Origin of the sequence: Mycolicibacterium llatzerense (assembly GCF_025331195.1) — a bacterium.
Taxonomy (GTDB): domain Bacteria; phylum Actinomycetota; class Actinomycetes; order Mycobacteriales; family Mycobacteriaceae; genus Mycobacterium; species Mycobacterium llatzerense.
On record NZ_LXOV01000016.1, the window covers coordinates 268,634 to 291,760 of the forward strand.

At 66.6% G+C, this 23,127-nt stretch carries 20 protein-coding genes, 1 tRNA gene and 1 pseudogene; 17 read left to right on the forward strand and 5 right to left on the reverse strand.

Annotated elements, in window-relative coordinates; genetic code table 11:
* Positions 1–7: 7 nt before the first annotated feature.
* The 10 genes and pseudogenes from A7G45_RS26065 to A7G45_RS26110 form a co-directional block, all read left to right on the forward strand.
* Positions 8–358, forward strand: a pseudogene (locus A7G45_RS26065) (hypothetical protein); the annotation flags it as partial.
* Between the two features lie 285 nt (positions 359–643).
* Positions 644–979 (forward strand): DUF2784 domain-containing protein, encoded by a 336-nt coding sequence (locus A7G45_RS26070; RefSeq protein WP_260941258.1) that lies wholly within the window; start codon positions 644–646, stop codon positions 977–979.
* A gap of 386 nt (positions 980–1,365) precedes the next feature.
* Positions 1,366–2,859, forward strand: coding sequence for a nitrate/nitrite transporter (locus tag A7G45_RS26075; protein ID WP_260941260.1), 1,494 nt, complete (start codon positions 1,366–1,368; stop codon positions 2,857–2,859).
* A gap of 116 nt (positions 2,860–2,975) precedes the next feature.
* Complete coding sequence (locus tag A7G45_RS26080) at positions 2,976–3,680, forward strand: FadR/GntR family transcriptional regulator (protein ID WP_260941262.1); 705 nt, start codon at positions 2,976–2,978, stop codon at positions 3,678–3,680.
* 12 nt (positions 3,681–3,692) lie between these two features.
* Positions 3,693–4,523 (forward strand): sterol desaturase family protein, encoded by an 831-nt coding sequence (locus A7G45_RS26085; protein WP_260941264.1) that lies wholly within the window; start codon positions 3,693–3,695, stop codon positions 4,521–4,523.
* Positions 4,524–4,672: 149 nt separating this feature from the next.
* Positions 4,673–8,770, forward strand: a complete 4,098-nt coding sequence (locus A7G45_RS26090; RefSeq protein WP_260941266.1) for a bifunctional nitrate reductase/sulfite reductase flavoprotein subunit alpha — start codon at positions 4,673–4,675, stop codon at positions 8,768–8,770.
* A gap of 65 nt (positions 8,771–8,835) precedes the next feature.
* Positions 8,836–10,131 (forward strand): GTP cyclohydrolase II, encoded by a 1,296-nt coding sequence (locus tag A7G45_RS26095; protein ID WP_043987143.1) that lies wholly within the window; start codon positions 8,836–8,838, stop codon positions 10,129–10,131.
* Positions 10,128–11,369 (forward strand): URC4/urg3 family protein, encoded by a 1,242-nt coding sequence (locus A7G45_RS26100; protein WP_260941269.1) that lies wholly within the window; start codon positions 10,128–10,130, stop codon positions 11,367–11,369. The genes A7G45_RS26095 and A7G45_RS26100 overlap by 4 nt, the downstream gene beginning before the upstream one ends.
* Before the next feature lie 8 nt (positions 11,370–11,377).
* On the forward strand, positions 11,378–12,007 hold the full coding sequence (gene upp / locus A7G45_RS26105; protein ID WP_043403134.1) for a uracil phosphoribosyltransferase: 630 nt from the start codon (positions 11,378–11,380) through the stop codon (positions 12,005–12,007).
* A 2-nt stretch (positions 12,008–12,009) separates the two neighbouring features.
* Positions 12,010–12,594, forward strand: coding sequence for a nucleoside deaminase (locus tag A7G45_RS26110; protein WP_260941271.1), 585 nt, complete (start codon positions 12,010–12,012; stop codon positions 12,592–12,594).
* 7 nt (positions 12,595–12,601) lie between these two features.
* On the opposite strand, the gene A7G45_RS26115 is transcribed toward A7G45_RS26110, so the two are convergent.
* From A7G45_RS26115 to A7G45_RS26130, 4 genes are all read right to left on the reverse strand, one after another.
* Complete coding sequence (locus tag A7G45_RS26115) at positions 12,602–12,955, reverse strand: heme-binding protein (protein WP_260941273.1); 354 nt, start codon at positions 12,953–12,955, stop codon at positions 12,602–12,604.
* A gap of 79 nt (positions 12,956–13,034) precedes the next feature.
* Positions 13,035–14,429 (reverse strand): family 1 glycosylhydrolase, encoded by a 1,395-nt coding sequence (locus tag A7G45_RS26120; RefSeq protein WP_377042121.1) that lies wholly within the window; start codon positions 14,427–14,429, stop codon positions 13,035–13,037.
* A gap of 17 nt (positions 14,430–14,446) precedes the next feature.
* Positions 14,447–15,028, reverse strand: a complete 582-nt coding sequence (locus A7G45_RS26125; RefSeq protein ID WP_260941277.1) for a TetR/AcrR family transcriptional regulator — start codon at positions 15,026–15,028, stop codon at positions 14,447–14,449.
* A gap of 58 nt (positions 15,029–15,086) precedes the next feature.
* Positions 15,087–16,427 carry an FAD-dependent oxidoreductase gene (locus A7G45_RS26130; protein WP_260941279.1) on the reverse strand — a complete coding sequence of 447 codons (1,341 nt, stop codon included), beginning with the start codon at positions 16,425–16,427 and terminating at the stop codon, positions 15,087–15,089.
* Positions 16,428–16,659: 232 nt separating this feature from the next.
* Here A7G45_RS26130 and A7G45_RS26135 point away from each other — a divergent pair, with 232 nt between their 5' ends.
* From A7G45_RS26135 to A7G45_RS26155, 5 genes are all read left to right on the forward strand, one after another.
* Positions 16,660–17,079 carry a DUF6636 domain-containing protein gene (locus A7G45_RS26135; RefSeq protein WP_260941281.1) on the forward strand — a complete coding sequence of 140 codons (420 nt, stop codon included), beginning with the start codon at positions 16,660–16,662 and terminating at the stop codon, positions 17,077–17,079.
* Positions 17,080–17,230: 151 nt separating this feature from the next.
* Complete coding sequence (locus tag A7G45_RS26140; RefSeq protein WP_260941284.1) at positions 17,231–17,551, forward strand: hypothetical protein; 321 nt, start codon at positions 17,231–17,233, stop codon at positions 17,549–17,551.
* A gap of 119 nt (positions 17,552–17,670) precedes the next feature.
* Positions 17,671–18,408 (forward strand): SDR family oxidoreductase, encoded by a 738-nt coding sequence (locus A7G45_RS26145; protein WP_260941286.1) that lies wholly within the window; start codon positions 17,671–17,673, stop codon positions 18,406–18,408.
* Between the two features lie 171 nt (positions 18,409–18,579).
* Entirely contained in the window at positions 18,580–19,281 is a 702-nt protein-coding gene (locus tag A7G45_RS26150; protein WP_260941288.1) for a cutinase family protein, read from the forward strand.
* A 97-nt stretch (positions 19,282–19,378) separates the two neighbouring features.
* Positions 19,379–20,830 (forward strand): LLM class flavin-dependent oxidoreductase, encoded by a 1,452-nt coding sequence (locus A7G45_RS26155; protein ID WP_260941290.1) that lies wholly within the window; start codon positions 19,379–19,381, stop codon positions 20,828–20,830.
* 168 nt (positions 20,831–20,998) lie between these two features.
* Here the strand turns inward: A7G45_RS26155 and A7G45_RS26160 are convergent.
* Positions 20,999–21,084, reverse strand: a tRNA-Leu gene (locus A7G45_RS26160).
* Positions 21,085–21,202: 118 nt separating this feature from the next.
* Here A7G45_RS26160 and A7G45_RS26165 point away from each other — a divergent pair.
* Positions 21,203–22,528, forward strand: a complete 1,326-nt coding sequence (locus A7G45_RS26165) for a M20/M25/M40 family metallo-hydrolase (protein ID WP_260941292.1) — start codon at positions 21,203–21,205, stop codon at positions 22,526–22,528.
* Positions 22,529–22,557: 29 nt separating this feature from the next.
* Positions 22,558–23,082, forward strand: a complete 525-nt coding sequence (locus A7G45_RS26170; RefSeq protein ID WP_133763104.1) for a YbhB/YbcL family Raf kinase inhibitor-like protein — start codon at positions 22,558–22,560, stop codon at positions 23,080–23,082.
* The last annotated feature ends 45 nt before the right edge of the window (positions 23,083–23,127 follow it).

Here is a 23,127-nt window from a genome sequence, read left to right on the forward strand (position 1 = left end):
CTGACAAATGCTGATCATTGCCCTGGTCCTTGCCCTCATCGGCCTGACAGCGCTGGTGACCGCAATCGTCACCAGCAATGAGCTGATCGCCTGGGTGTGCATCGGCGCCAGCGTCATCGGAGTGTTGCTGCTCATCGTCGACGCGCTGCGGGAACGCTCGCGCGGCGGTGAGGCGGCGGCCGAGTCCGAGGCCGCCGGTGACGATGCCACCGCTGATACCGCTGTGGTGGACACCGAGGACTACCCCGAGGATGAGCCCGAGGCCGAACCGGAAACGGTTGTCGCCGAAGCGGTTTCGGAAGACGACGCCGTCGAGGCCGCAGCTGACGAGGCTGAGGCCGAAGAGTCTGACGAGTCCGAAGGCGATGAGCCCGAGGCTGAAGCCGAAGCCGAAGCAGCCGTCGACGAGACCCCGGAAGAGTCGGCGAAACCCGAGGCGGCCGACGAATCCGACGAGTCCGAGGACGTCCCGGCTGAAGACGCCGGCGAAACCGACGAGTCTGAGGCCACCGAAGCCACCGAAGCCACCGAAGACGCCACAGCGGACGAGGACGAAGCCAAGAAGGCCTGAGCCCTGGCGCTCCCAGTTTCAACCGATGTCACCGTCACGACGGGATTCCCACTGCTGGTTGTGGTGGCCGTCGTGGCGGTGCATTTTTCTTTCATCGCCTTCATGGTGTTCGGCGGTTTCCTGACCTGGCGCCGGCCCTGGGTCATCTGGTTGCACGTACCCGCGGTGCTGTGGGGCATCGGCAGCACCGCCTGGGGCGTCGACTGTCCACTGACCGACGTCGAACGGTGGGCCCGCCCACGCGCGGGCCTGGCGCAGCTGCCGCCCGACGGATTCATCGCGCACTACCTCACCGGCGTGCTCTATCCGGCCTCGGCGACGAATGTGGTGCGCGTGCTCGCCGTTGTAGTGGTGCTCGTCGCCTGGGTGGGCTGGTTTCGGCGCCGGCGGGTCAGCAGAACTCAGTAACGCTCGGCCAGGGATACGTGGCTTCAATCGCGAGGCGCTCGACGCCGCCGCGATTGAACTCAGGTATCGATTCGGGCCGCCAGACGTCCCTGACTGCAATAACCGGCGGCAGACCGCCCCACCATTGCGCTCACGTACTTTTCCACCCTGTTCACGGGCCTCCGGCACAACCACTGGGGCGTTGATTGCGTACTGAGGGTCAACGCGAGCACTCGCGCCCACATTTCCTGCTTGTTGCGTCGATGAGACGGCCGTGAATCACACCGGTCACGAACCACAGGGACCTCCAAGTGAGTCGGTATTGACTTTGCTGACATCGCCGGGCAACAGCTGCGGCATGGGAGGCCCGTACATATATCTCAACTGTTCATCAGCTGGGAGGCACTGTGAGTGTGTTAAAACGCAACCGCGACATCGACGACTGGGATGCAGAGGACGTTGCTGCGTGGGATGCCGGCAATAAGGACATCGCCAAGCGGAACCTGATCTGGTCGATCTTCGCCGAGCATGTCGGCTTCTCGGTGTGGTCCATCTGGTCGGTGATGGTGCTGTTCATGCCGCAGGCTGTTTACGGCATCGACGCGCTGGGCAAGTTCGTCCTCGGCGCCGTCCCGATCGCGGTGGGCGCCTTCATGCGCATCCCGTACACCATCGGACCCGCGAAGTTCGGTGGCCGCAACTTCACCATCTTCAGCGCGTTGATGCTGGCCGTCCCGTGTGCGCTGACCATGTACTTCATGATGCATCCGGGCACGTCGTACACGACGTTCCTGATCGTCGCGGCGGTCGCCGGTTTCGGTGGCGGTAACTTCGCGTCGTCGATGACCAACATCAACGCCTTCTACCCGCAGCGGCTGAAGGGCTGGGCCCTGGGCCTGAACGCCGGCGGCGGCAACATCGGTGTCCCGGCGCTGCAGATCATCGGCCTGGTCGTCATCGCCACGCTCGGCAACCGTCGTCCCGAGGTCGTCTGCGCCATCTACCTGGTGCTGCTGGCCGCCGCGGCCCTCGGCGCCGCGCTGTTCATGGACAACATCCAGGGGCAGAAGTCGAACCTCTCGGCGATGGTCGAGGCCATGAAGTTCCGCAACTCGTGGGTCATGTGCTTCCTCTACATCGGCACGTTCGGCTCGTTCATCGGGTTCAGCTTCGCGTTCACGCAGATTCTGAACATCAACTTCACCGCGCAGGACGTCGCGCCGCTGCTGGAGAAGTACCACGTCGCGTCAGTGGCCAAGCTGCCCAAGGACGCGGCCAAGGAACTGGCCAAGGCCAACTTCGACGCCTCTGTGCACACCGCGTGGATCGCCTTCCTGGGTCCGCTGCTCGGTTCGATCTCGCGGCCGTTCGGCGGCAAGCTGGCTGACAAGATCGGTGGCGGCAAGATCACGCTGTACGTCTTCACGGCGATGACGGCCATCACTGCCGTCCTGGTCGGCGGCGGTATGTGGGACGACGCCACCAAGGGCCCTGCGACCGGTAGCCAGATGATCGTCTACATCGTGGCGTTCATGGTGCTGTTCATCCTGACCGGCCTCGGCAACGGCTCGACCTACAAGATGATCCCGTCGATCTTCGAGGCCAAGGCGCAGAGCAAGGACGAGTTGGGTGCCGCGGAGAAGACCCTGTGGTCGCGCAGCATGTCCGGTGCCCTGATCGGCTTCGCCGGCGCGGTCGGCGCGTTCGGTGGTGTGCTGGTCAACATCGTGCTCCGGACGTCCTACGCCGGACCGTCCCACTCGGCGACCACCGCGTTCTGGGTGTTCCTCGCTTTCTACGTGGTGTGCGGCTTCGTCACCTGGTTCGTGTTCCTGCGGCAGCCGCACCTGCGTGCGGCGACGGGCGAGCACGTCGGCCGGGATTTCGTGCCGGCAACGTAGCCGGAAGTACGCCGGAGTGCCCCGCGGGAGTTTCCCGCGGGGCACTTCCGTGTTTGTGACCCAGATAACTGGTCCAACCAGTTGACCAGTTTGCGGATAACCCCGATTATCGATGCATGGACATCGCACCCGTCTCCCGCGCGGCGGTCAGTGACACGGTGTTCGCGCACCTCGTCGACGAGATCCTGTCCGGCCGCGTCGCGGTCGACGAAGCGCTGCCGTCCGAGCGGGAGCTGGCGCTGGCCTTCGCGGTGAACCGGCACGCCATCAGGGAAGCGCTCAAGCGGCTGCAGCAGGCCCGGCTGGTACGGATCAGCCACGGCGGCAAGACGCGGGTCCAGGATTGGCGCCTGACGGCCGGTCTGGACGTGCTCAGCACGCTCGCCGCGACCGGCGCGGTGCCGGCCGTGCAGATCGCCCGCGACATCATGGTGATGCGCCGGACCGTGGCCGCCGACGCGGCCCGGCTGTGCGCCCGGAATGCCACCGACGACCAATTGGCGACGATCGCCGGCGCGGCCGCGGCGTACCCGGCACAGCGCACCGACGAATCCTTCGCCGTGGACCTGACGTTCTGGACCGCGATCATCGACGGCAGCGGCAACCTGGCCTACCGGCTGGCGTTGAACACGCTGGTCGCGGCATTCGCCGACATCGGCTTCGGTTCGATAGCCGACCTCGGAATGGCGGCCGAACTGGCCGACCGCGACGCCCACCTCACGCTGGCCGAGCACCTCGTCGCGCGCGACGCCGACGCCGCCCACCGCGTGGCCGACGACCTGCTGGGCCGGGTCGTCGACACCCTTTCCGCTCAGCAGTAGGAGTCATTCCCCATGTTCGATCTGATCCTGCACGCCGTGCCGGTGTTCGTGATCTGTCTGGTGCTCGAGGCGCTGTCCTTCCGGTTCCTGCCGGACGACGACGAAGTCGGTTACGAACTCCGCGATTCCCGAACCAGTCTCACCATGGGGATCGGCAACGTCATCATCAACGTCGGCTGGAAGTTGGTGGTGCTGGCGGCCTACAGCGCGGCGTACCTGGTGGCGCCGGTGCATCTGCCGGCCGACAATCCGCTGACCTGGATCGCGCTCTTCGTCGCCGACGACTTCCTCTACTACTGGTATCACCGCACCCACCACACGATTCGGGTGTTCTGGGCCAGCCACGTCGTGCACCACTCCAGTGAGCACTACAACCTGTCGACCGCACTGCGGCAGACGTGGACGCCGTTCACCGCGCTGCCGTTCTGGTTGCCGTTGGCATTCCTCGGGTTCTCGCCGTGGATGATCCTGCTGCAGCAGTCGGTGAGCCTGCTGTACCAGTTCTTCATCCACACCGAGCGCGTCGGAAAGCTTTGGCGGCCAATCGAGTTCGTGATGAACACACCGTCGCACCACCGGGTGCACCACGGCTCCAACGACCAGTACCTGGACACGAACTACGGCGGCATCCTGATCATCTGGGACCGGCTGTTCGGCAGTTTCGAACCCGAGGGCGAGCGCGTGGTCTACGGTTTGACCAAGAACATCAAGACGTTCAACCCGGTGCGGGTTGCCACGCACGAGTACACCGCCATCTGGCAGGATTTGCGCGCGGCAAAGACCTGGAAGCACCGCTTCGGACACACGTTCCGCGGGCCGGGCTGGTCGCCCGACAGCGCGTAACCCAGGTCACAGATTTCCGGCACATTTCCATCATGATTCCGGCATGAAACATGTTGCGCACCACGGCCTGACGGGCATGTGAGCTTGGGTTGACGCGCAGTACATGGTCGCGCAACGGTTGCGGAATTGACGGCCCGTAGAACTGAAGCATGACCACCGCAGGGCCGCACAGCACGCGCACGGCGTGCTCCTACTGCGGTGTCGGTTGCGGAATTTCGGTCGAGACCCGCACCGACGCGGGCACCGGGCTGCCCGTCATCGCGCGCGTATCCGGGGACCGGCTGCACCCCACCAACTTCGGTCGGCTGTGCACCAAGGGCGCCACCCACGCGGAGATGATGGGTGCCGACGACGGCCGGCTCACCACGGCACTGGTCCGGCACGGCCGTGGCGCCGAAGCGGTCAGCGTCGCGGTCGACGATGCCGCCGCCGAAGCCGGCCGCCGGCTGCGGGCCATCATCGACGAACACGGCCCCGACGCTGTGGCCCTCTATGTTTCGGGCCAGATGACCATCGAGGCCCAGTACCTCGCCAACAAGCTGGCCAAGGGCTTCATCCGCACCGTGCACATCGAATCGAATTCCCGACTGTGCATGGCCAGCGCGGGCACCGGCTTCAAGCAGTCGCTGGGTGCCGACGGCCCGCCTGGGTCCTACACCGATTTCGATTCCGCCGACCTGTTTTTCGTCAGCGGCGCGAACATGGCCGACTGCCACCCGATCCTGTTCCTGCGCATGGCCGACCGGATGGCCAAGGGCGCCAAGCTGATCGTCGTCGACCCGCGCCGCAACGCGACCGCCGAGAAGGCCGATCTGTTCCTGCAGATCAAACCGGGCACCGACCTGGCGCTGCTCAACGGCCTGCTGCACCTGCTGGTCGAAAGCGGTGCGATAGACACCGAATTCATCGCCGAGCACACCGAGGGCTGGGAGACCATGCCCGCGTTCCTGGCCGACTATCCGCCGGCGAAGGTCGCCGAGATCACCGGAATTCCCGAAGCCGACATCCGCCGCGCCGCCGAGATGATCGCGGAGGCAGGGGAGTGGATGTCGTGCTGGACCATGGGGCTGAACCAGAGCACCCACGGCACCTGGAACACCAACGCCATCTGCAACCTGCACCTGGCCACCGGCGCCATCTGCCGGACGGGCAGTGGTCCGATGTCGCTGACCGGCCAGCCCAACGCCATGGGCGGCCGCGAAATGGGTTATATGGGACCGGGTCTCCCCGGGCAACGGGCCGTGACGTCGGCCGAGGACCGGGCCTTCGTCGAAGAACAGTGGGAACTGGAACCGGGCACCATCCGCACCGACGTCGGCCCCGGCACCATCGAGATGTTCCGCCGGCTGGGCACCGGTGACATCAAGGCCGTGTGGATCATCTGCACCAATCCTGTTGCCACCGTGGCCAATCGGCAGACCGTCATCGACGGCCTGCGGGCCGCCGAACTGGTCATCACCCAGGACACCTACCAAGACACCGCGACCAACGCCTACGCCGACATCGTGCTGCCCGCCACCCTGTGGGCCGAGGCGGACGGCGTCATGGTCAACTCCGAACGCAACCTGACCCTGTTGCAGCAGAGCATCCCCGCTGCCGGCGACGCGCGGCCCGACTGGGAACTGATCTGCAATGTGGCCCGGCACATGGGCTTTGGTGATGAGTTCGACTACAAATCCAGCGAGCACGTGTTCGCCGAGATTCGCCAGTTCGCCAATCGCCGTACCGGTTACGACCTGGGTGGCGTGACCTACGAGCGGCTGCGGGAGACCCCGCTGCAGTGGCCCTGCCCGCCCGAGGGCCTGCCCGGTGGCGGCAGCGACCGGAACCCGATCCGCTATCTCAATGACGGGGTCAGTCAGGACCTGTTCGTCGACGCCGACGGAAACCGGCCACGGCTGGCGTTCCCGACGCCGTCGCGGCGGGCGGCGTTCCACGCCAGACCGCACCTGGACGCGGCGGAACTGCCCGACGACGAGTTCCCGTTGGTGCTCAATACCGGTCGGCTGCAACACCAATGGCACACCATGACCAAGACCGGGAAGGTCGCCAAGCTCAACAAGCTCAACGGGTCGCCCTTCGTGGAGATTCACCCGATCGATGCGGCAGACCTCGGCATCACCGAGGGCGGGTCCGTCGAGATTTCGTCGCGGCGCGGCACCGCGGTCCTGCCCGCGGTGCTGACCGACCGGGTACGTCCGGGCAATTGCTTTGCGCCGTTCCACTGGAACGATGCGCAGGGTGAGCGACTGACCATCAACGCGGTGACCAACGACGCGGTGGATCCGGATTCGTTGCAGCCCGAGTTCAAGGTGTGTGCCGTGCGGTTGGCGCCGGTCGCGATCGAACCCGTGGCGGGGACGACGGCCGCACCGGTCGCGGCACCCTCGGTCGCCGCGTCCCATCCGCTGGCCGCGACCCTGGGCCTGAGCGGCCCGCCCGCGCTCGATGAGACCGAAAAGGTCTACCTGGCCGGCTTTTTCGCCGGTGTCCAGCATGCCGCCGGGGTGCCCGTGTTGCCGGAGTCGGCTCCGGTCAGCGGCATCGTCCGGCTGTGGGTCAACGGGGCGCTGGCCGGCGCGCACAGTTCGACGGCGCCTGCCGCGGTGATCGACGCGGTGCCCGCGTCGGCACCGCTGGAGTCCCCGAAGCCGGGTCCGTTGGTGCTGTGGGCATCGCAGACCGGTACCGCCGAGGAATTCGCCGCGGGACTTGCCGCGAGGATCGTCGGGGCCCGGTTGCAGGTACTGGACGACACCGCACTGGACGAGATCGCCCAAGCGGGCGAAGTGCTGGTTGTGACAAGCACTTTCGGCGACGGCGGACCACCCGACAACGGCGCGGACTTCTGGGCTCGCTTGAGCGCTGCGGACGCGCCCGACTTGAGCGGGGTGCGGTACTCCGTGCTCGGCATCGGTGACCGCGCGTACGAGAACTTCTGCGGCTACGCCAAATCCCTGGACGGCCGGTTCGCCGAACTCGGAGCCACCGCGCTGCTGGACCGCGCGGACTGCGAGGCCTACGACGACGAACCACTCGCCCAATGGGCCGCTGCCGCAGCCGACTTGGTCGTCGTCGCTGCTGCTGAAGCGCCCGTCGTCACACCCGCGGCGCCGGCCACGCCAGCCAAGCCGGCTCCCACGCCCGCCAAGCCCTTCACCCGCAACAACCCGCTGCCGGCCCCGTTGTGCCGCAACACTCTGCTGACCAACGGCGGCGCGAAGGAAGTACGCCAGATCGGCTTCGACCTGTCCGGCCACGACGTCAGCTACGGCGTCGGCGATGCGCTCGGCGTGGTGGTGGCCAACTCCCCAGAGGCCGTATCGACGTGGCTGGCGGCCACCGGGCTCTCCGGCGACGAGGTCATCGAAATGGATGGCGGCGAAGCCCCGTTGCGTGCTGCGCTCACCGTGGCGTACGACATCTGCAAGGTGTCGCCGACCCTGCTCAACTTCCTGGCCGAACGCAGCAGCGCCAAGATTCTCCGGGCGCCCCGCGAAGAGCGCGACCGCTGGCTCGACGGCCGCACCGGCCTCGACCTCGTCGAAGAGTTCCAGATTCGGGCGGCACCCGAGGAATGGCGAGATGCCCTGGTGCGCCTGGCGCCGCGCTCGTACTCGATCTCGTCGAGCCCCCTGGTGAGCCCCGACGAGGTGCAACTGACGGTGTCGGTCGTGCGGTATGAAGGTGCCCGCGGCGGTATCCGGCACGGCGTCGCGTCCACCTATCTGGCCGACCGGGCCGAGACGGTGCCGGTGTTCTTGCAGTCGGCGCCGCATTTCCGGCCGCCCGAGGACGCGCTGACCCCGATGATCATGGTCGGCCCCGGTACGGGTGTCGCACCGTTCCGCGGCTTCCTGCATGAACGTCGCGCACTGGGCCACACGGGGCGTAACTGGCTGTTCTTCGGTGACCAGCACCGGGCCGAAAACTATTACTATCAAGAGGAATTGGAGGCCTTCGCCGCCGACGGGCTGCTGACCCGGCTGGACACCGCGTTCTCCCGAGACCAGGCGCGGCGGGTGTACGTGCAGCACCGGATGCGTGAGCACGGCGAGATTCTGTGGCGCTGGTTCGAAGACGGGGCGCACTTCTATGTGTGCGGCGACGCTGCCCGGATGGCCAAGGACGTCGACGTGGCGCTCACCAACATCTTCAAGACGCACGGCGGCATGTCCGAATCGGCGGCGCACGACTACAAGCGCGAGCTGATCGCCGACAAGCGCTACGTTCGCGACGTCTACTGACCCGTACCGCTGCACGCCCGGCAATTTCAGGGTTGACTGGAGCTTGCCGGGAAGGAGCGCTGCTGATGGTCTTGGGTTCTGACGCTGCATCCGGCCCCGCCGCGTCCGCGGTCCCGCCGCGCGGCTCTGGCCGCCACATCAGGTTGACGTCTCACAGCGGCGCCGCCGATGCCCTGCCGATCCGCTGGGGCGCGGCGACCGCCGCCGAGCGCGGCCCGGTGCTCGGGACCACGACCACGCGAGCGCACCGCAATGTGATCGGCACGCACAGCGGCTCCTACAGCGTCTACCGGGCATTGGCGGTCGCGGCCGGGGCGCTCTCGCCCGCGCACCGCGCGGACCTGACCAACACCGCGCCCACCGACGTGATCGGCCCATACCCGCAGTGGGCCGAACCCGGGGCGATCGTGAGTCTGGACCCGTGGGGTGCCATGGTCGCGGATGCGTTCAGTGCCGAATTGGCGGCCGGCCACGACATCCGGCCGACCATCGCCATCACCAAAGCCCATGTGATCCTGCCCGAGGTTGCCGAAGCGATCGGCAAGGGCCGGCTCCGCCCGGACGGTCGGGTGCTGCTGGACAACGGCGCCGCGCTGGTGACCAAGGCGGCCATCGAGCCCGTCTGGTTTCTCCCCGGCGTCGCCGCGCGATTCGGTTGCAGCGAAAACGAACTGCGCCGCGTGCTGTTCGAGGAGACCGGCGGCATGTACCCCGAACTCGTCACGCGCGGTGATCTCGAGGTCTTTCTGCCACCGATCGGCGGGCAGACCGTCTACATCTTCGGCCAGCCGCGCGATCTTGCCGACCCCGACGTGGAGCTGACCGCACGGGTGCACGACGAATGCAACGGATCCGATGTGTTCGGCTCCGACATCTGTACCTGTCGGCCGTATCTCACCCATGCCATCGAGGAGTGCATCCTGGGTGCGCAGCGCGGCGGGGTCGGGCTGGTGGCCTACTCCCGCAAGGAGGGCCGCGCGCTGGGCGAGGTCACCAAATTCCTGGTGTACAACGCGCGTAAGCGGCAGGTTGGTGGCGACACCGCCGACCAGTACTTCGCTCGCACGGAATGCGTTGCCGGAGTGCAGGATATGCGCTTCCAGGAACTCATGCCCGACGTTTTGCACTGGCTCGGTGTCCGCAAGATTCATCGCCTGGTGTCGATGAGCAACATGAAGTACGACGCCATCACCGGCTCGGGTATCGAGGTCGTCGAGCGCGTGAACATCCCCGACGACCTGATCCCGGCCGATGCTCGCGTCGAGATCGACGCCAAGACGGCCGCCGGTTATTTCACCCCCGGCCCGGTGCCCGACGCCGACGAACTCAAGGTCGCCAAGGGCCGCGGACTCACGCCATGACAACCAGCGCCGGCCCCGACACGGATGCCGACAGTGCCGTCGCGGTCGGCATCCTGCGCCGCACCGACGCGATCCGCGAACGTGCCGAATTCCTGCTGCGCCGGGCACGTGCGGGGGAGTCCCGCTGGTTCGTCGTCGACGACGAGTTGATGCCGCAGGCCGCTGACCTCGTCGCCGCCGTCACCCGGACGCGCTACCCGGACCTGGCGATCCCGTATCACAGCCGTTGGCGCCATTTCGAGGCCGGCGGCGTCGACCGCAACGCCGACCTGCGCGCCCGGTTGGCCGCGCTGGACACGCGCTCGCAGGCCCGCGCGATGATCGACCTGGCTGTGGTCAGTGTGCTGCTCGACGCCGGTGCCGGGCCGGACTGGGGATACATGGAACCCGTTACCGGACAACGGTTTACGCGGTCCGAGGGGCTCGGGGTGGCCAGCTGGCACGCCTTTGTCGACGGGGCGTTCTCCAGCGACCCGAGCCGGCCGTGGCAGGTCGACGCCGTGGGACTACGCAGTGTCGACGACGCCGCCCTCGGCCGGGCATTTCAGGTGGGGCCGGACAATCCGTTGGTGGGGCTCTCCGGGCGGGTGCAGCTGCTGCGCCGCCTCGGTGCCGCCCTGGCCGCCCAACCCGAGGTCTTCGGGCCGCAGGGGCGTCCCGGCGGCTTGTTCGACGTGCTGACCGGACCGACCGTCGCGGCCCACGACATCCTGGCGCAGCTGCTGGACACGCTGTCCGGGGTCTGGTTGGCCGACAACGATATTGGCGGTATCCCGCTCGGCGACTGCTGGCCCCACCCGTCGGTGCCGGGGGTGGGGTTGTCGCGCGGGTGGATGCCGTTCCACAAACTGTCGCAGTGGCTGACCTATTCGCTGTTGGAGCCGTTCGAGTGGGCCGGCGTTGCGGTCACCGGCTTGGACGCCCTGACCGGCCTGCCCGAGTACCGCAACGGTGGTCTGCTGCTCGATACCGGGGTCCTGCGTTTGCGTGATCAGGCGGCCGCGGCCCGAACCTGGTCGGTGGCCGACGAATTGGTGGTCGAATGGCGGGCCTTGACCGTCGCGCTGCTCGACGCGCTCGCGCCGCTGGTGCGCACCCGGCTCGGGCTCGACACTGCGGCCCTGCCGCTGGCGTGTGTCCTCGAGGGCGGCACCTGGGCCGCCGGGCGCACCCTGGCGCAGCAGCGGCGGGCCGGCAGCCCGCCGCTGTCCATCAGCAGTGACGGCACGGTTTTCTAGGAGGCGCCATGGGTAACCTGCATCTCGTCGACCACCCGCTGGTCCAGCACAAGCTCACGCTGATGCGGCAGAAGGACGTATCCACCAAGGGTTTTCGTCAGCTGCTCAACGAGATTTCCATGCTGATGACCTACGAGGTGCTGCGCGACATCCCCGTGCACGAGATCGAGATCGACACTCCGCTGGAATCCACCACCGGCATGGTCATCGACGGCAAGAAGCTCGTCTTCGCGTCCATCCTGCGGGCGGGCAGCGGCATTCTGGACGGCATGCTCAGCGTTGTTCCTGGCGCGCGCATCGGCCATATCGGTCTGTACCGCGACCCGAAAACCCATGTCGCCGTGGAGTATTACTTCAAGATGCCCAGCGAGTTGCACGAGCGCGACGTGGTGGTGTGCGATCCACTGCTCGCCACCGGCAACTCGGCGGTGGCCGCGATCGACCGCCTCAAGGAGTACCGGCCGCGCTCCATCAAGTTCGTCTGTCTGCTGACCTGTCCGGAAGGCGTCGCCGCGATGCAGGCGGCCCACCCCGAGGTCCCGATCTACGCCGCGGCGCTGGACCGCCAGCTCGACGAGCACGGTTACATCGTGCCCGGCCTGGGTGACGCCGGCGACCGCATCTTCGGAACCAAGTAGTCGTGCACGAGCTGAACAGAAGGGCGGCATTCGGAGTATTTCTCGGTGCATCGGCCCTGCCATTGGCTGGGGCAGGCGTCGCCGCCGCCTCGCCAGAACCCAGTCCGGAGGACCTCATCCACCTCCGGCGCACCTTCGCGCTGGCAGCACAAGCGCGCCAAGCCGGTGGCGCGCCGTACGGCGCCCTGGTCGCCGATGCCGCGGGCAACGTGGTGGCCGAGCACGGCAATACCTCCTCGGTCGACGGCGGCGACCCGACCGATCACGCCGAGATGGTCACGGTTCGCAGCGCCTGGCGGGCGCTCGGCGGAGGAGATGAACAGGCCGGCATGAAGTCGGCGACGCTGTACGCCAGCACTGAACCGTGCACGATGTGCGCCGGCGGCGCCTTCTGGAGCGGCATCGGCCGGGTTGTGTACGGCATGTCCAATCGCCGGCTGTTCCAATTCACCGGAGACGACCCGGCGCACGCGGCCTACGCGCTGCCGTGCCGCGACATCCTGTTGCACGGATACCGCCCGGTCACCGTCATCGGGCCGCTACTGGAAGACGAAGCGGCACAAGCGCATCAGGGTTACTGGCACTGACGTCCGCTCACGACGACAACGCGTCGAACAGCGCAGACATCTGCGCGGGCGAGACCGACATGCCGCCGCACTGACCCCGCAGCGTGGTCAGGGGCCGCGCGATGTTCTTCAGGTCGAAGAACTCGCCGGGGTGCGCGGTGAAGTATGCCCGGACGGCTCCTTCCGCGTCGCCCGACGAGCCCGCGTTGGTCAGGGCGTCGTTGGCACCCGGGTGCGCATCGAGGTAGGCGCCGGCCTGGGCCAGGACTCCGCCCGCGGTGCTGGCCAGTCCGCTCGCGGAACACGGAGCGGCGGTGGCGTTCGGGATGGCGATCGTAAGCGAGGCGAACCCGGCGAGCGCGAGCATGGCAGTCAGCTTCATACCTGTGATCCTGCTGGAAACCCGGCGATCTCGGGCGCGTTGCGTGGAATTGGTCGCGATGGTGCCGGAGGTCGGCGGCTCAGTGCAGCACGACCGTCGGCCCGTTCGCATCCAGCGGCGCGCAGCTGTCCTGGCCGACAGTCGTCGAGCAATGCGCCGCCGGGAGTACGGGGTGGTACCCCGGCGGGGTCCCGCCGTCGCGGGTGATCTGGGTGTAGGTCTGGACAGCGTCGGTCGGCACCCGCCGCAACGCCGGATCACCCATGGCGTCAACCGAATACAGGCCGAAGCGAGGCCGATAGCTGCCCCACTCGTAGTTGTCGACCAGAGACCAGTAGTTGTAGCCGATGATCGGAATGCCGTCAGCCTTGGCGCGCTGCAGCCAGAAGACGGTGTCGCTGAGGTACTGCGACCGCGTCACGCCGTCGGTCCGCGGTTTGGCGTTGTCGGTCACCATGCCGTTCTCGACGACATAGATGGGCAAGCCGGGGTACCGCTGGGCGTAGTGGCGTGCCACGTAGTAGATGTCCTCGGCCTGCAGCTTGGTGTTCCACCGGGCGGTCATGCTCTGCGCCGAAGCCGGATTGTCCTGCGCCGTACCCGTGTAGTAGTCGAACCCGAGGTAGTCGAGGCTGTCCCTGACCCGGTCGAAGAACGAGCCCTCGATTCCCTTGACGCCGAATCCGGCGAACTGCGCCAACACTTCTGGCGGAATGTAGGCCTCGTTCGTGGTGACCTTGGCCTTGGGATCGGCGTCGTGCGCGGCGCGATACACCGCGCGGTGGGCGTCAGCGACGCGGTCGAGGAACGTGCCGAACTGGTCGGGCTTGATGGCGCCGGTGCGCACTTCCATCGCGCCGAAGGCCAGTGGCTCGTTGACGCTCACCCACAGCACGCCCTGCCCCGCGTAGCGTTTGGTGATCGCCTTGGCGAAGTCTTCGAACGCGGGGCCATTGTTGAGGAAGCCGCCGCGGTCGGCGATCCAGCCGGGGTATACCCAGTGCATCAGCGTGATCATCGGCGTCATGCCGTTGGCGAGCAGTGTCGCGACCACGTCGTCGTAGTAGGCCAGCTCCTTGTCGTCCCACTTGCCGGGCTGCGGCATCACCCGCGACCATTCGAGGCCGAAGCGAAAAGTGTTGACGCCCATGGCATGCGCGTTGGCGATGTCTTCCTTGTAGCGGTGCCGGAAGTCGTCGGCCTGTTTGTAGGGCTCCACCGGACTCGCCTCCAGCAGGCCCGCTCCGGGTGATACGGGCTTGTCGGCTGTCCGGTCGACGTATCGGCGCCAATTGCTGTCGGGGGCGTCGCCTTCCACCTGGTATCCCGCCGTCGCGGTACCCCAGTAGAAGGTGCGGCTCCAGGACGAGCTGTTGTCCGTCCGCTCCTGCTTCGCGCCGCACGCGGAGAGTCCGAAGGCGAGGGCCACGGCTGATGCCAGGAAAACCCGGTTCCACTTCATACCCAAAACCATACAGTGCACTGTTTTGGTCAGGCGAGGATGCGGTGCCACACGGCGCGCACATGAGCGCCCATGTCGATCGACCGATCGGACATCCATTGGATCTGAATCCCGTCGGCCGCGGCGATCAGTGCGGTGGCGGCGAACTCGGCGTCGACGTGTGCGGGGAGCGCACCGGCCGCCTGTTGGCGGCCGACATACTCGGCGATTGTCGCGCGCATTCTCTCGTATCGCCGGCGCAGGTATTCCGCGGCCGGATGCGACGGATCGACCGCGGCGGCAGCCGCCAGCGACAGATAGACCGTGCCCGATCCCGGCTTCGCGGCCTTGTCCACCATCGCCTGCGCCATGACCTCGCCCGGATCGATGTCGACCTTCGAATTGTGATACCACTCTTCGAATTTCGCATCGGCGTCGCGATGCAACTCGGTCAGCAGGACATCGCGCGTGGGGAAGTAGTGCATCAGGCCCGCGAGGCTGATGCCGGCCTCGTTGGCGATCACCCGCATCGACGCGCCGGCCTCGCCGTCGCGTTCCAGGACCGCGAGCGCGACGTCCTTGATCTGCGCGCGCTTGGCCTCACCTTTGGCGTACCGCCCCACAGTTGGCATGACGTGAGGCTAGCGACAACCAGCGCCGGGAGTCGTCGATAACTACAGCTGCGACTCTCTAGCTCCGGCCGGCTCTGATCATGTCGATGCGGGGCACCACCTTGACCCGCTCTCGGCCCTGCTGCGCGCCGAGAGCCATCTCATGGGCGTCGAGGCGTTCCCATTCCTCCCACGTGGTGTAGTCGATGCCGCTGCCGGACAGGTGCTCCAGGATGGCGTCAGGCCCGGCTATCTCGGGTGCGCGAAGTCCGGGTAGGTCGGCCAGCAGGCTGGTGATCGTCTCGGACGCATCGGATTTGGTGTGCCCGATGAGTCCGATGGGCCCGCGTTTGATCCAGCCGGTGACGTAGGTTCCTTCGATCAGCTCGCCGTCGAGGTCCAGTACCCGGCCGGCATCGTGCGGGACCACGCCGGCGTGGTGGTCGAACGGCAGATCGGCCAGGTGTGAGGACAGGTAGCCGACGGCGCGGTAGACGGCCTGCACCGGCCAATCGGTGAATTCGCCGGTGCCCCGGGCGGTTCCGTTCCCGATCAGTTCGGTGCGCTCGGTCCGCAGTCCTTCGACCCGGTCCGTGCCGAGCACGGCGATCGGTGATTGGCACAGATGGAGGTGGATGCGGTGCGGGGCGCCAGTGGGCTCGACGTCGAGGTACCGCATCATGGTGTTGACGACGAGCTTGGTGGATTTGCTTGAGTTGATGGCCTGCTGGCTGGCCTCGTCGATCTCGAACCCGTCTGGGTGCACGATCACGTCGACGCTGGGGGAGTGGGACAACTCGCGGAATTCCATTGGCGAGAACTTGATCTGCGCGGGGCCCCGTCGGGCGAACACGTGTACGTCGGTGGCCTGATTCAGCGAAAGCCCTTGGTAGACATTGCCGGCGATGTCGGTGCTCAGTTGCTCATCGGCCGGCTTGGCCAGCATCCTGGCGACGTCGAGGGCCACATTGCCGGCACCCAGGACCGCGACGCTCTTGGCCTCCAGTGGCCAGGTTCGTGGCACATCGGGGTGGCCGTCATACCAGGAGACGAAGTCGGCGGCGCCGTAGCTGCCGGGCAGATCGATGCCGGGGATGTCCAGCGGGCGGTCGGCGCGCGCACCGGTCGAGAAGATGACCGCGTCGTAGTAGCGCCGCAGATCGGACAGCTTCAGGTCGGTGCCGTAGTGCACGTTGCCGATGAAGCGGATCTCATCGCGAGACAGCACGCGGCGGAGCGCCTTGATGATCTCCTTGATCCGCGGGTGATCGGGTGCCACCCCGTACCGGACCAGCCCGTAGGGGGCCGGCAGTCGATCGAACAGATCAACTCTGGCCTGCGGGTATTCCTCGGTCAGGATGTCGGACGCATAGATTCCGGCCGGCCCTGCCCCGATCACCGCCACACGGATGTCGCGCATTCAACACCTCCACTAGATTAGGTAAGGCAAGCCTAAATTCGTACGCAGGTACCGCAAGGCCTACGTCCGAGATGGAGATGCTGATCACAGCGCCCGTTCGGCAGGCTCCGCGTAGTCGCGCAGTGCGCCCGGTTTTACCCACGTTGACCTGCGTCGCAAGAAACCGCCAAGGCTCCTACCGAAGCCTTGCGGGTGACCGAAGCACCATTTCGAGAAGAGGCAGTCCACGAAGATGATGAAGCTGGCGCTGATCGCAACGACGGCGGTCGCGGCAACGATTGGCCTGGCCGCAACCGCGCACGCTGATGACGCCTACGCCTTTCGGTCCCCATCGGGGAACGTCGGCTGCAAGATGGGCGCGGGCGGTGCCATGTGCGAGATCAAGGACTACACCTGGTTCATCCCGCGCCCGGCGGACTACACCATGGGCGGGAAGGGCAACAGGTTCCTGCTCGGCCAGGGCGGCGCACCCATCGGGGGTGACTGGCACTCGGATCACGAATTTCCCGACGGCGCACCGACTCTCGCCTATGGACAAACGCGGACGGTAGGCTCCATCACCTGCGACAGCGAACTCGTGGGCATGACGTGCACCGACTCCAGCACCGGACACTTCTTCCGGGTGTCACGCGATTCCTACCAGTTGGGCTGACCGCAATGAAGCAAATGAAAACGAAGAAGGTCGCCACACGGATTGCGGCGGCCATCACGACCACCGTCGCCTGGCCGCCTGCTCGACGAACGGCGCGCCCTCGGCGTCGGCCGACCCGCAACCGACGCTCGGTGGTGCCTGGAACCCGAGTGTGCGGGGCTACGGAACGGTGCAGCCGGCGAGAGTGTTCAACGGTGGCGACCCGACGGGCGACATCTGGGACATCACCTGGTCCTCCTGGGGTGGCGACCGGGCCATCGGGACCGGCACTTCCTACGCGATACCGCCGGGGGCCTTCAGTGTTTCGCAGTCGGTCAGGCAATCGGCGACGATCGTGGCTTATAACCTCGGCACCTGCAATGGCCAGCTGATGTACCAAGCGGCGAAGTGGTACTTCCCTGGCTACGGAGAGACGTTCAACCCGGCGGGGCACTACGACATCTGTACGGGCGATTACGTCAACGGCATCTGACGAGAGCGCTGTATAGCCCTGAGCGGCAACAGGTTCCGCTACTTCGCTCAACCATCTCAAGCGATTCAAGCTGATCAGATGGATTGCGGTATCAGGGCGGTGACGATTGTGTCGAAGGCATGAAGAGTTTTCTTGCCGGCGACGCATTCGCGGATCGGACTGTCGTCCTCATCGGCGGCGGGTCCGGAATCGGATTCGCGGTCGCCAAATTGGTGGTATCCGGTGGGGGTGCGGTGGTACTGGGCGGGCGCCGCGCCGGTGCGCTCGAAAAGGCCGCCGCCGAGCTGGGTCCGTCGGCGACATGGCAGGTCGTCGATACCGCGGACGAGCGCGCCGTCGAGGCCGTGTTCGCCCGGCTCGACTCGGTCGATGCCGTCTTCACCACGGCGGCCACCTACATCACCGGATCACTGCGCGAACTCTCGATCAGCGACGCGGCGTCGCCGTTCGACTCGAAGTTCTGGGGTCAGTACCGCGTCGTCAAGGCCGCGTTGCCGGTGCTGGCAGCTGATGCGTCAGTCGTACTGATGGCCGGGGCGGCCAGTGTCCGGCCGGCCGGCGCCGCGCCCGCCTACGTCGCCGCCAATGCCGCGATCGAGGGCCTGGCACGCGGATTGGCTGTTGAACTCGCGCCGGTACGGGTGAACGCGATCTCGCCTGGCACCGTCGACGGCAATCTTTGGAATCAACGGCCCCAAGCCGTCCGGCAGGCGGCATTCGACCACTTCGTCGAAGCCTCGACCAGCGGGAAATTGGTGCGGGAGGACGAAATCGCGGCTGCCGTCATTCATCTCTTCCTCAACGGCGCGACGACGGGTTCCACGCTCTATCCCGACGGCGGGTACAGCTTGCGTTGATCCGGATGTCCGCGGAGAACTGTTAGCAAACAATGACTTTCGTTGCGGGTCCACTCGCGTGATGCGAATCACCGAGGTCGGGTGGTTTATCGGACGCAGATTGGGTAGACAGGCTAAGAGGCGGCTGTGGGAATGGTCGCTGCGAGTTTCTACCGAGTTGGGGCGGTCCAGATGAAGCGAAATGATCGATGGTTGGGTGCTGCCGCTGCAGCGGTGTTCCTTACGGCAGCGGGCGTCGCCGCTGCCGGGCACGCGGCAGCGGAGGCGTGCCCAGACGTGCAATTGGTGTTCGCCCGAGGCACCTTTGAGCCCGCAGGCGTCGGCGGCGTCGGGCAGGCGTTCGCGGACTCGCTCCGCGCCAAGACACCGGGCAAGTCGGTGGATGTCTACGCCGTCAATTACCCTGCGTCCCTTGATTTCGCGACCGCGGCCGACGGCGTGATCGACGCGAGGAACAAGGTGATGGCGACAGTGAACTCCTGCCCGAACACCAAGGTGGTGCTCGGCGGCTACTCGCAGGGGGCGGCAGTGGCCGCGTACATCACCGAGGACCACGTGCCGCAGGGCTTCGCGTTGCCGCCAGGGCTGACGGGTCCGATGCCGACGTCGGCGGCCGATCATGTCGCCGCGGTCGTACTGTTCGGAAAACCGTCCAGCGGCTTCCTGCAGATGATCTTCACGGGCGCGCCACCCATCACCGTCGGCCCGCGCTACGTCGGCAAGACCGATGATGTGTGCATCGCCGAGGACCCGGTGTGCTCACCGACCGGCAACGATCAGGGTGCCCACGGCGCGTACCCGGCGCGCGGGCTGACCGACCAGGCCGCCGATTATGCGGTGAACCGGCTGGGCGGTTCGGCCAATCGGACCTGAGTCGTCCGGAGTCTGTGATCGTGGCCGGAGGGCGTGAAAAATGTTCGTGCTGAGTGCAATCGGTGTCTGATGGGTTAGATGTGAACACGATGGAGGGGTGACCCGACAGATTCGCCTCAATGCCTTCGACATGAACTGCGTCGCTCATCAGTCGCCCGGATTGTGGCGGCATCCAGAGGATCAGTCATGGCGTTACAAGGACCTGGCGTACTGGACCGAATTGGCGAAGTTGTTGGAACGGGGCAGGTTTGACGGCCTCTTCATTGCCGATGTGCTCGGTACCTACGACGTCTACGGAGCCAGCGACGAGGCCGCCATCCGGCAGGCTGCGCAGATCCCGGTGGGTGACCCGCTGTTGTTGGTATCGGCGATGGCGCTGGTGACCGAGCATCTGGGCTTCGGCATCACCACCGGCACCGGGTTCGAGCACCCGTATCCGTTCGCTCGCCGGATATCGACGCTGGATCACCTGACCAAGGGGCGGATCGGCTGGAATGTGGTCACCGGTTATCTGCCCGCGGCGGCGCGCAATATGGGGCAGACCGACCAGCCGGCCCACGATGCCCGGTACGACCACGCTGACGAATATCTCGAGGTGCTCTACAAGTTGTGGGAGGGCTCCTGGGAGGACGACGCGGTGGTCCGCGACCGCGAGCGCGGGGTGTTCACAGACCCGGACAAGGTGCACCACATCGGACACTCCGGAACACATTTCAGTGTGCCGGGAGTACACCTCGCCGAGCCCTCGCCGCAGCGAACCCCGGTGATCTACCAGGCCGGTTCATCCCCGCGCGGGGTGCGGTTCGCCGCCGAGAACGCCGAGGCGATCTTCACGGCGGCGCCAACCAAAGCTATTCTGGCAGAGACGGTTTCGACCATCCGCCGGGAGTTGGAACTGGCTGGCCGGGATCCGTACTCGGCCAAGATTTTCAATCTGTCGACAGTGATCACCGCGGCCACCGATGCCGAGGCGCACGCCAAGCACCGCGAGTTGCTGTCCTATGGCGACCCGGAAGGCGCGCTGGTGTTCATGTCCGGATGGATGGGTGTGGACCTGGCCCGTTACGGGTTGGACGAGCCGATTGGCAACGTCGACTCGAATGCGATCCTGTCCGCGGTCAAGGCGTTTCAGTCGGCCGATCCCGATGGCCGGGAGTGGACGGTCCGGGACATCGCCGAGTGGGGCGAGATCGGCGGCATGGGTCCACGGATCGTCGGGTCGGGCACCACGGTGGCCGACACCTTGCAGGAGTGGGTCGCCGAGACCGATGTCGACGGTTTCAACCTCGCATATGCCATCACCCCCGGCTCGTTTGCCGACGTGATCGAGCATGTGGTTCCGGTGCTCACCGAACGTGGTGTCTATCAGGCGGAATACCTGCCAGGGTCGTTGCGGCACAAACTTTTCGGCAATGGCGACCGGCTACCGCAGGAGCACCGCGGCGCGCGATACCGGGTCGGTGGGCCGTCATCGACGATCATCGATCGTCCGTCCACGCTGCCGTCGTCGTCGGCATCGGCCGCGGCTCAACCAACGCGCGGTCGCTGAGCGGCTCAACAGCCGCACCATCATCGAACCCGGCCGACGTTACTGACCCAACGAAAAACCCCGGCCCAAGGGCCGGGGTTTTCTCTGCGTGTGATCGCGGCTGCGCCGCTCACCACACTCCGTCGCCTCAGGAAAGACGCAAGCGCCTTTCCGTTCGTCTCAGTCGTGTGTCCGAGGGGGGACTTGAACCCCCACGCCCGTTAATAGGGCACTAGCACCTCAAGCTAGCGCGTCTGCCATTCCGCCACTCGGACATGCCCAGCTGTCTGACTGGGCAGCTTAGGCTAACGGATCAGGACGCCGAGTCCCAAACCGGCTTGTGATCAGGGGTAGCGCAAGCACCAGAGTGCCGTCGATGCTACGAATGGGACTGTGACTGCGCCCGAAGACGAAGTGGTCGACCTCGTCAGCTCCCTCATCCGGTTCGACACGTCCAACACCGGGGAGTTGGAGACCACCAAGGGCGAGGAGGACTGCGCCCGCTGGGTTGCCGAGAAACTGCGCGAGGTGGGGTACACCACCGAGTACGTCGAAGCGGGCGCCCCTGGCCGCGGCAACGTCTTCTGCAGGCTCAAAGGCGCCGACCCTGATCGGGGCGCCCTGCTGATCCACGGCCACCTCGACGTCGTCCCGGCCGAGCCCGCCGACTGGAGCGTTCACCCGTTCTCCGGCGCGGTGAAGGACGGCTACGTGTGGGGCCGCGGTGCGGTCGACATGAAGGACATGTGCGGCATGATGATCGCCGTCGCGCGGCATCTGAAGCGCGGCAACATCGTCCCACCGCGAGACCTGGTGTTCGCCTTCGTCTCTGACGAGGAGCACGGCGGCACCTACGGCTGCCAGTGGCTCGTCGACAACCGGCCCGACCTGTTCGACGGCATCACCGAGGCCATCGGCGAGGTCGGCGGTTTCTCGCTGACGGTTCCCACCAAGGACGGCGGCGAACGTCGCCTGTACCTCATCGAGACCGCCGAGAAGGGCCTGTCCTGGATGCGGCTGACGGCGCGCGGCAGGGCCGGGCACGGCTCGATGGTGCACGACGACAACGCCGTCACCGAGATCGCCGAAGCGGTCGCCAAATTGGGCCGACACCAGTTCCCGCTGGTGCTGAGCGAGTCGGTTGAGCAGTTCCTGACCGCGGTCTCCGAGGAAACCGGCTATGACCTCGACCCGAACTCGCCGGACCTCGAGGGCAGCATCGCCAAGCTGGGCGGCATCGCGCGCATCGTCGGCGCCACCCTGCGCGACACCGCGAACCCCACCATGCTCAAGGCCGGCTACAAGGCCAACGTCATCCCGGCCACGGCCGAGGCCATGGTCGACTGCCGCATCCTGCCGGGCCGCAAGGAGGCCTTCGAACGCGAGCTCGACGCGCTGCTCGGCCCCAACATCACCCGCACCTGGGAGCGTGACCTGCCCAGCGTGGAAACCACCTTCGACGGCGACCTGGTCGACGCGATGAACGCTGCGATCCTGGCCGTCGACCCCGACGCCCGCACGGTGCCCTACATGATGTCGGGCGGCACCGACGCGAAAGCGTTTGTCCGCCTGGGCATCCGGTGCTTCGGGTTCGCGCCGCTGCGGCTGCCGCCCGAGCTGGACTTCGCCGCCCTGTTCCACGGGGTCGACGAGCGCGTGCCCGTGGACGCACTACAGTTCGGCGCGAAGGTCCTCGAGCACTTCCTGACGCACTGCTGACCGACACTGCTGACCATCGAAAGGGCATCATGACCGCTTCGCCGTATGACAACCTGCCGCAGCTGCCGACTTTCACGTTGACCTCGACGTCGCTGTCCGACGGTGGCGCGCTGGCCAATGATCAGGTCAGCGGCATCTTCGGCGCCGGGGGAGAGGACGTCTCGCCGCAGCTGAGCTGGTCGGGCTTCCCGGCCGAGACCCGCAGCTTCGCCGTCACCGTCTACGACCCCGATGCCCCGACCGCGTCGGGCTTCTGGCACTGGGCCGTCGCCAACCTGCCCGCCGACGTGACCGAGCTGGCCGCCGACGCGGGCAATGGCGACGCGCTGCCCGGCGGCGCCATCACCCTGGCCAACGACGCCAGCCTCAAGCGCTACCTGGGTGCCGCCCCGCCGGCCGGCCACGGCCCGCACCGGTACTACATCGCGGTGCACGCGCTGCCTGTGGAGAAGCTGGACATTCCCGAGGACGCCACCCCGGCGTTCCTGGGCTTCAACCTGTTCATGCAGGCCATCGCCCGGGCCGTCATCCACGGGACGTACGAGCAGAAGTAGCCGGTCCCTGTGGGGTCGCGGTGGCCATCCGCCCGTCCTACTATC

Bases quoted from the DNA above. Each gene is read 5' to 3' on its own strand.
- A7G45_RS26095 (WP_043987143.1), top strand. From the start codon at position 8,836: ATGGTCTTGGGTTCTGACGCTGCATCCGGCCCCGCCGCGTCCGCGGTC.
- A7G45_RS26090 (WP_260941266.1), top strand. From the start codon at position 4,673: ATGACCACCGCAGGGCCGCACAGCACGCGCACGGCGTGCTCCTACTGC.
- upp (WP_043403134.1), top strand. From the start codon at position 11,378: ATGGGTAACCTGCATCTCGTCGACCACCCGCTGGTCCAGCACAAGCTC.
- A7G45_RS26085 (WP_260941264.1), top strand. From the start codon at position 3,693: ATGTTCGATCTGATCCTGCACGCCGTGCCGGTGTTCGTGATCTGTCTG.
- A7G45_RS26100 (WP_260941269.1), top strand. From the start codon at position 10,128: ATGACAACCAGCGCCGGCCCCGACACGGATGCCGACAGTGCCGTCGCG.
- A7G45_RS26115 (WP_260941273.1), bottom strand. From the start codon at position 12,955: ATGAAGCTGACTGCCATGCTCGCGCTCGCCGGGTTCGCCTCGCTTACG.
- A7G45_RS26135 (WP_260941281.1), top strand. From the start codon at position 16,660: ATGATGAAGCTGGCGCTGATCGCAACGACGGCGGTCGCGGCAACGATT.
- A7G45_RS26145 (WP_260941286.1), top strand. From the start codon at position 17,671: ATGAAGAGTTTTCTTGCCGGCGACGCATTCGCGGATCGGACTGTCGTC.
- A7G45_RS26120 (WP_377042121.1), bottom strand. From the start codon at position 14,429: ATGGTTTTGGGTATGAAGTGGAACCGGGTTTTCCTGGCATCAGCCGTG.
- A7G45_RS26150 (WP_260941288.1), top strand. From the start codon at position 18,580: ATGAAGCGAAATGATCGATGGTTGGGTGCTGCCGCTGCAGCGGTGTTC.
- A7G45_RS26170 (WP_133763104.1), top strand. From the start codon at position 22,558: ATGACCGCTTCGCCGTATGACAACCTGCCGCAGCTGCCGACTTTCACG.
- A7G45_RS26080 (WP_260941262.1), top strand. From the start codon at position 2,976: ATGGACATCGCACCCGTCTCCCGCGCGGCGGTCAGTGACACGGTGTTC.
- A7G45_RS26130 (WP_260941279.1), bottom strand. From the start codon at position 16,427: ATGCGCGACATCCGTGTGGCGGTGATCGGGGCAGGGCCGGCCGGAATC.
- A7G45_RS26125 (WP_260941277.1), bottom strand. From the start codon at position 15,028: ATGCCAACTGTGGGGCGGTACGCCAAAGGTGAGGCCAAGCGCGCGCAG.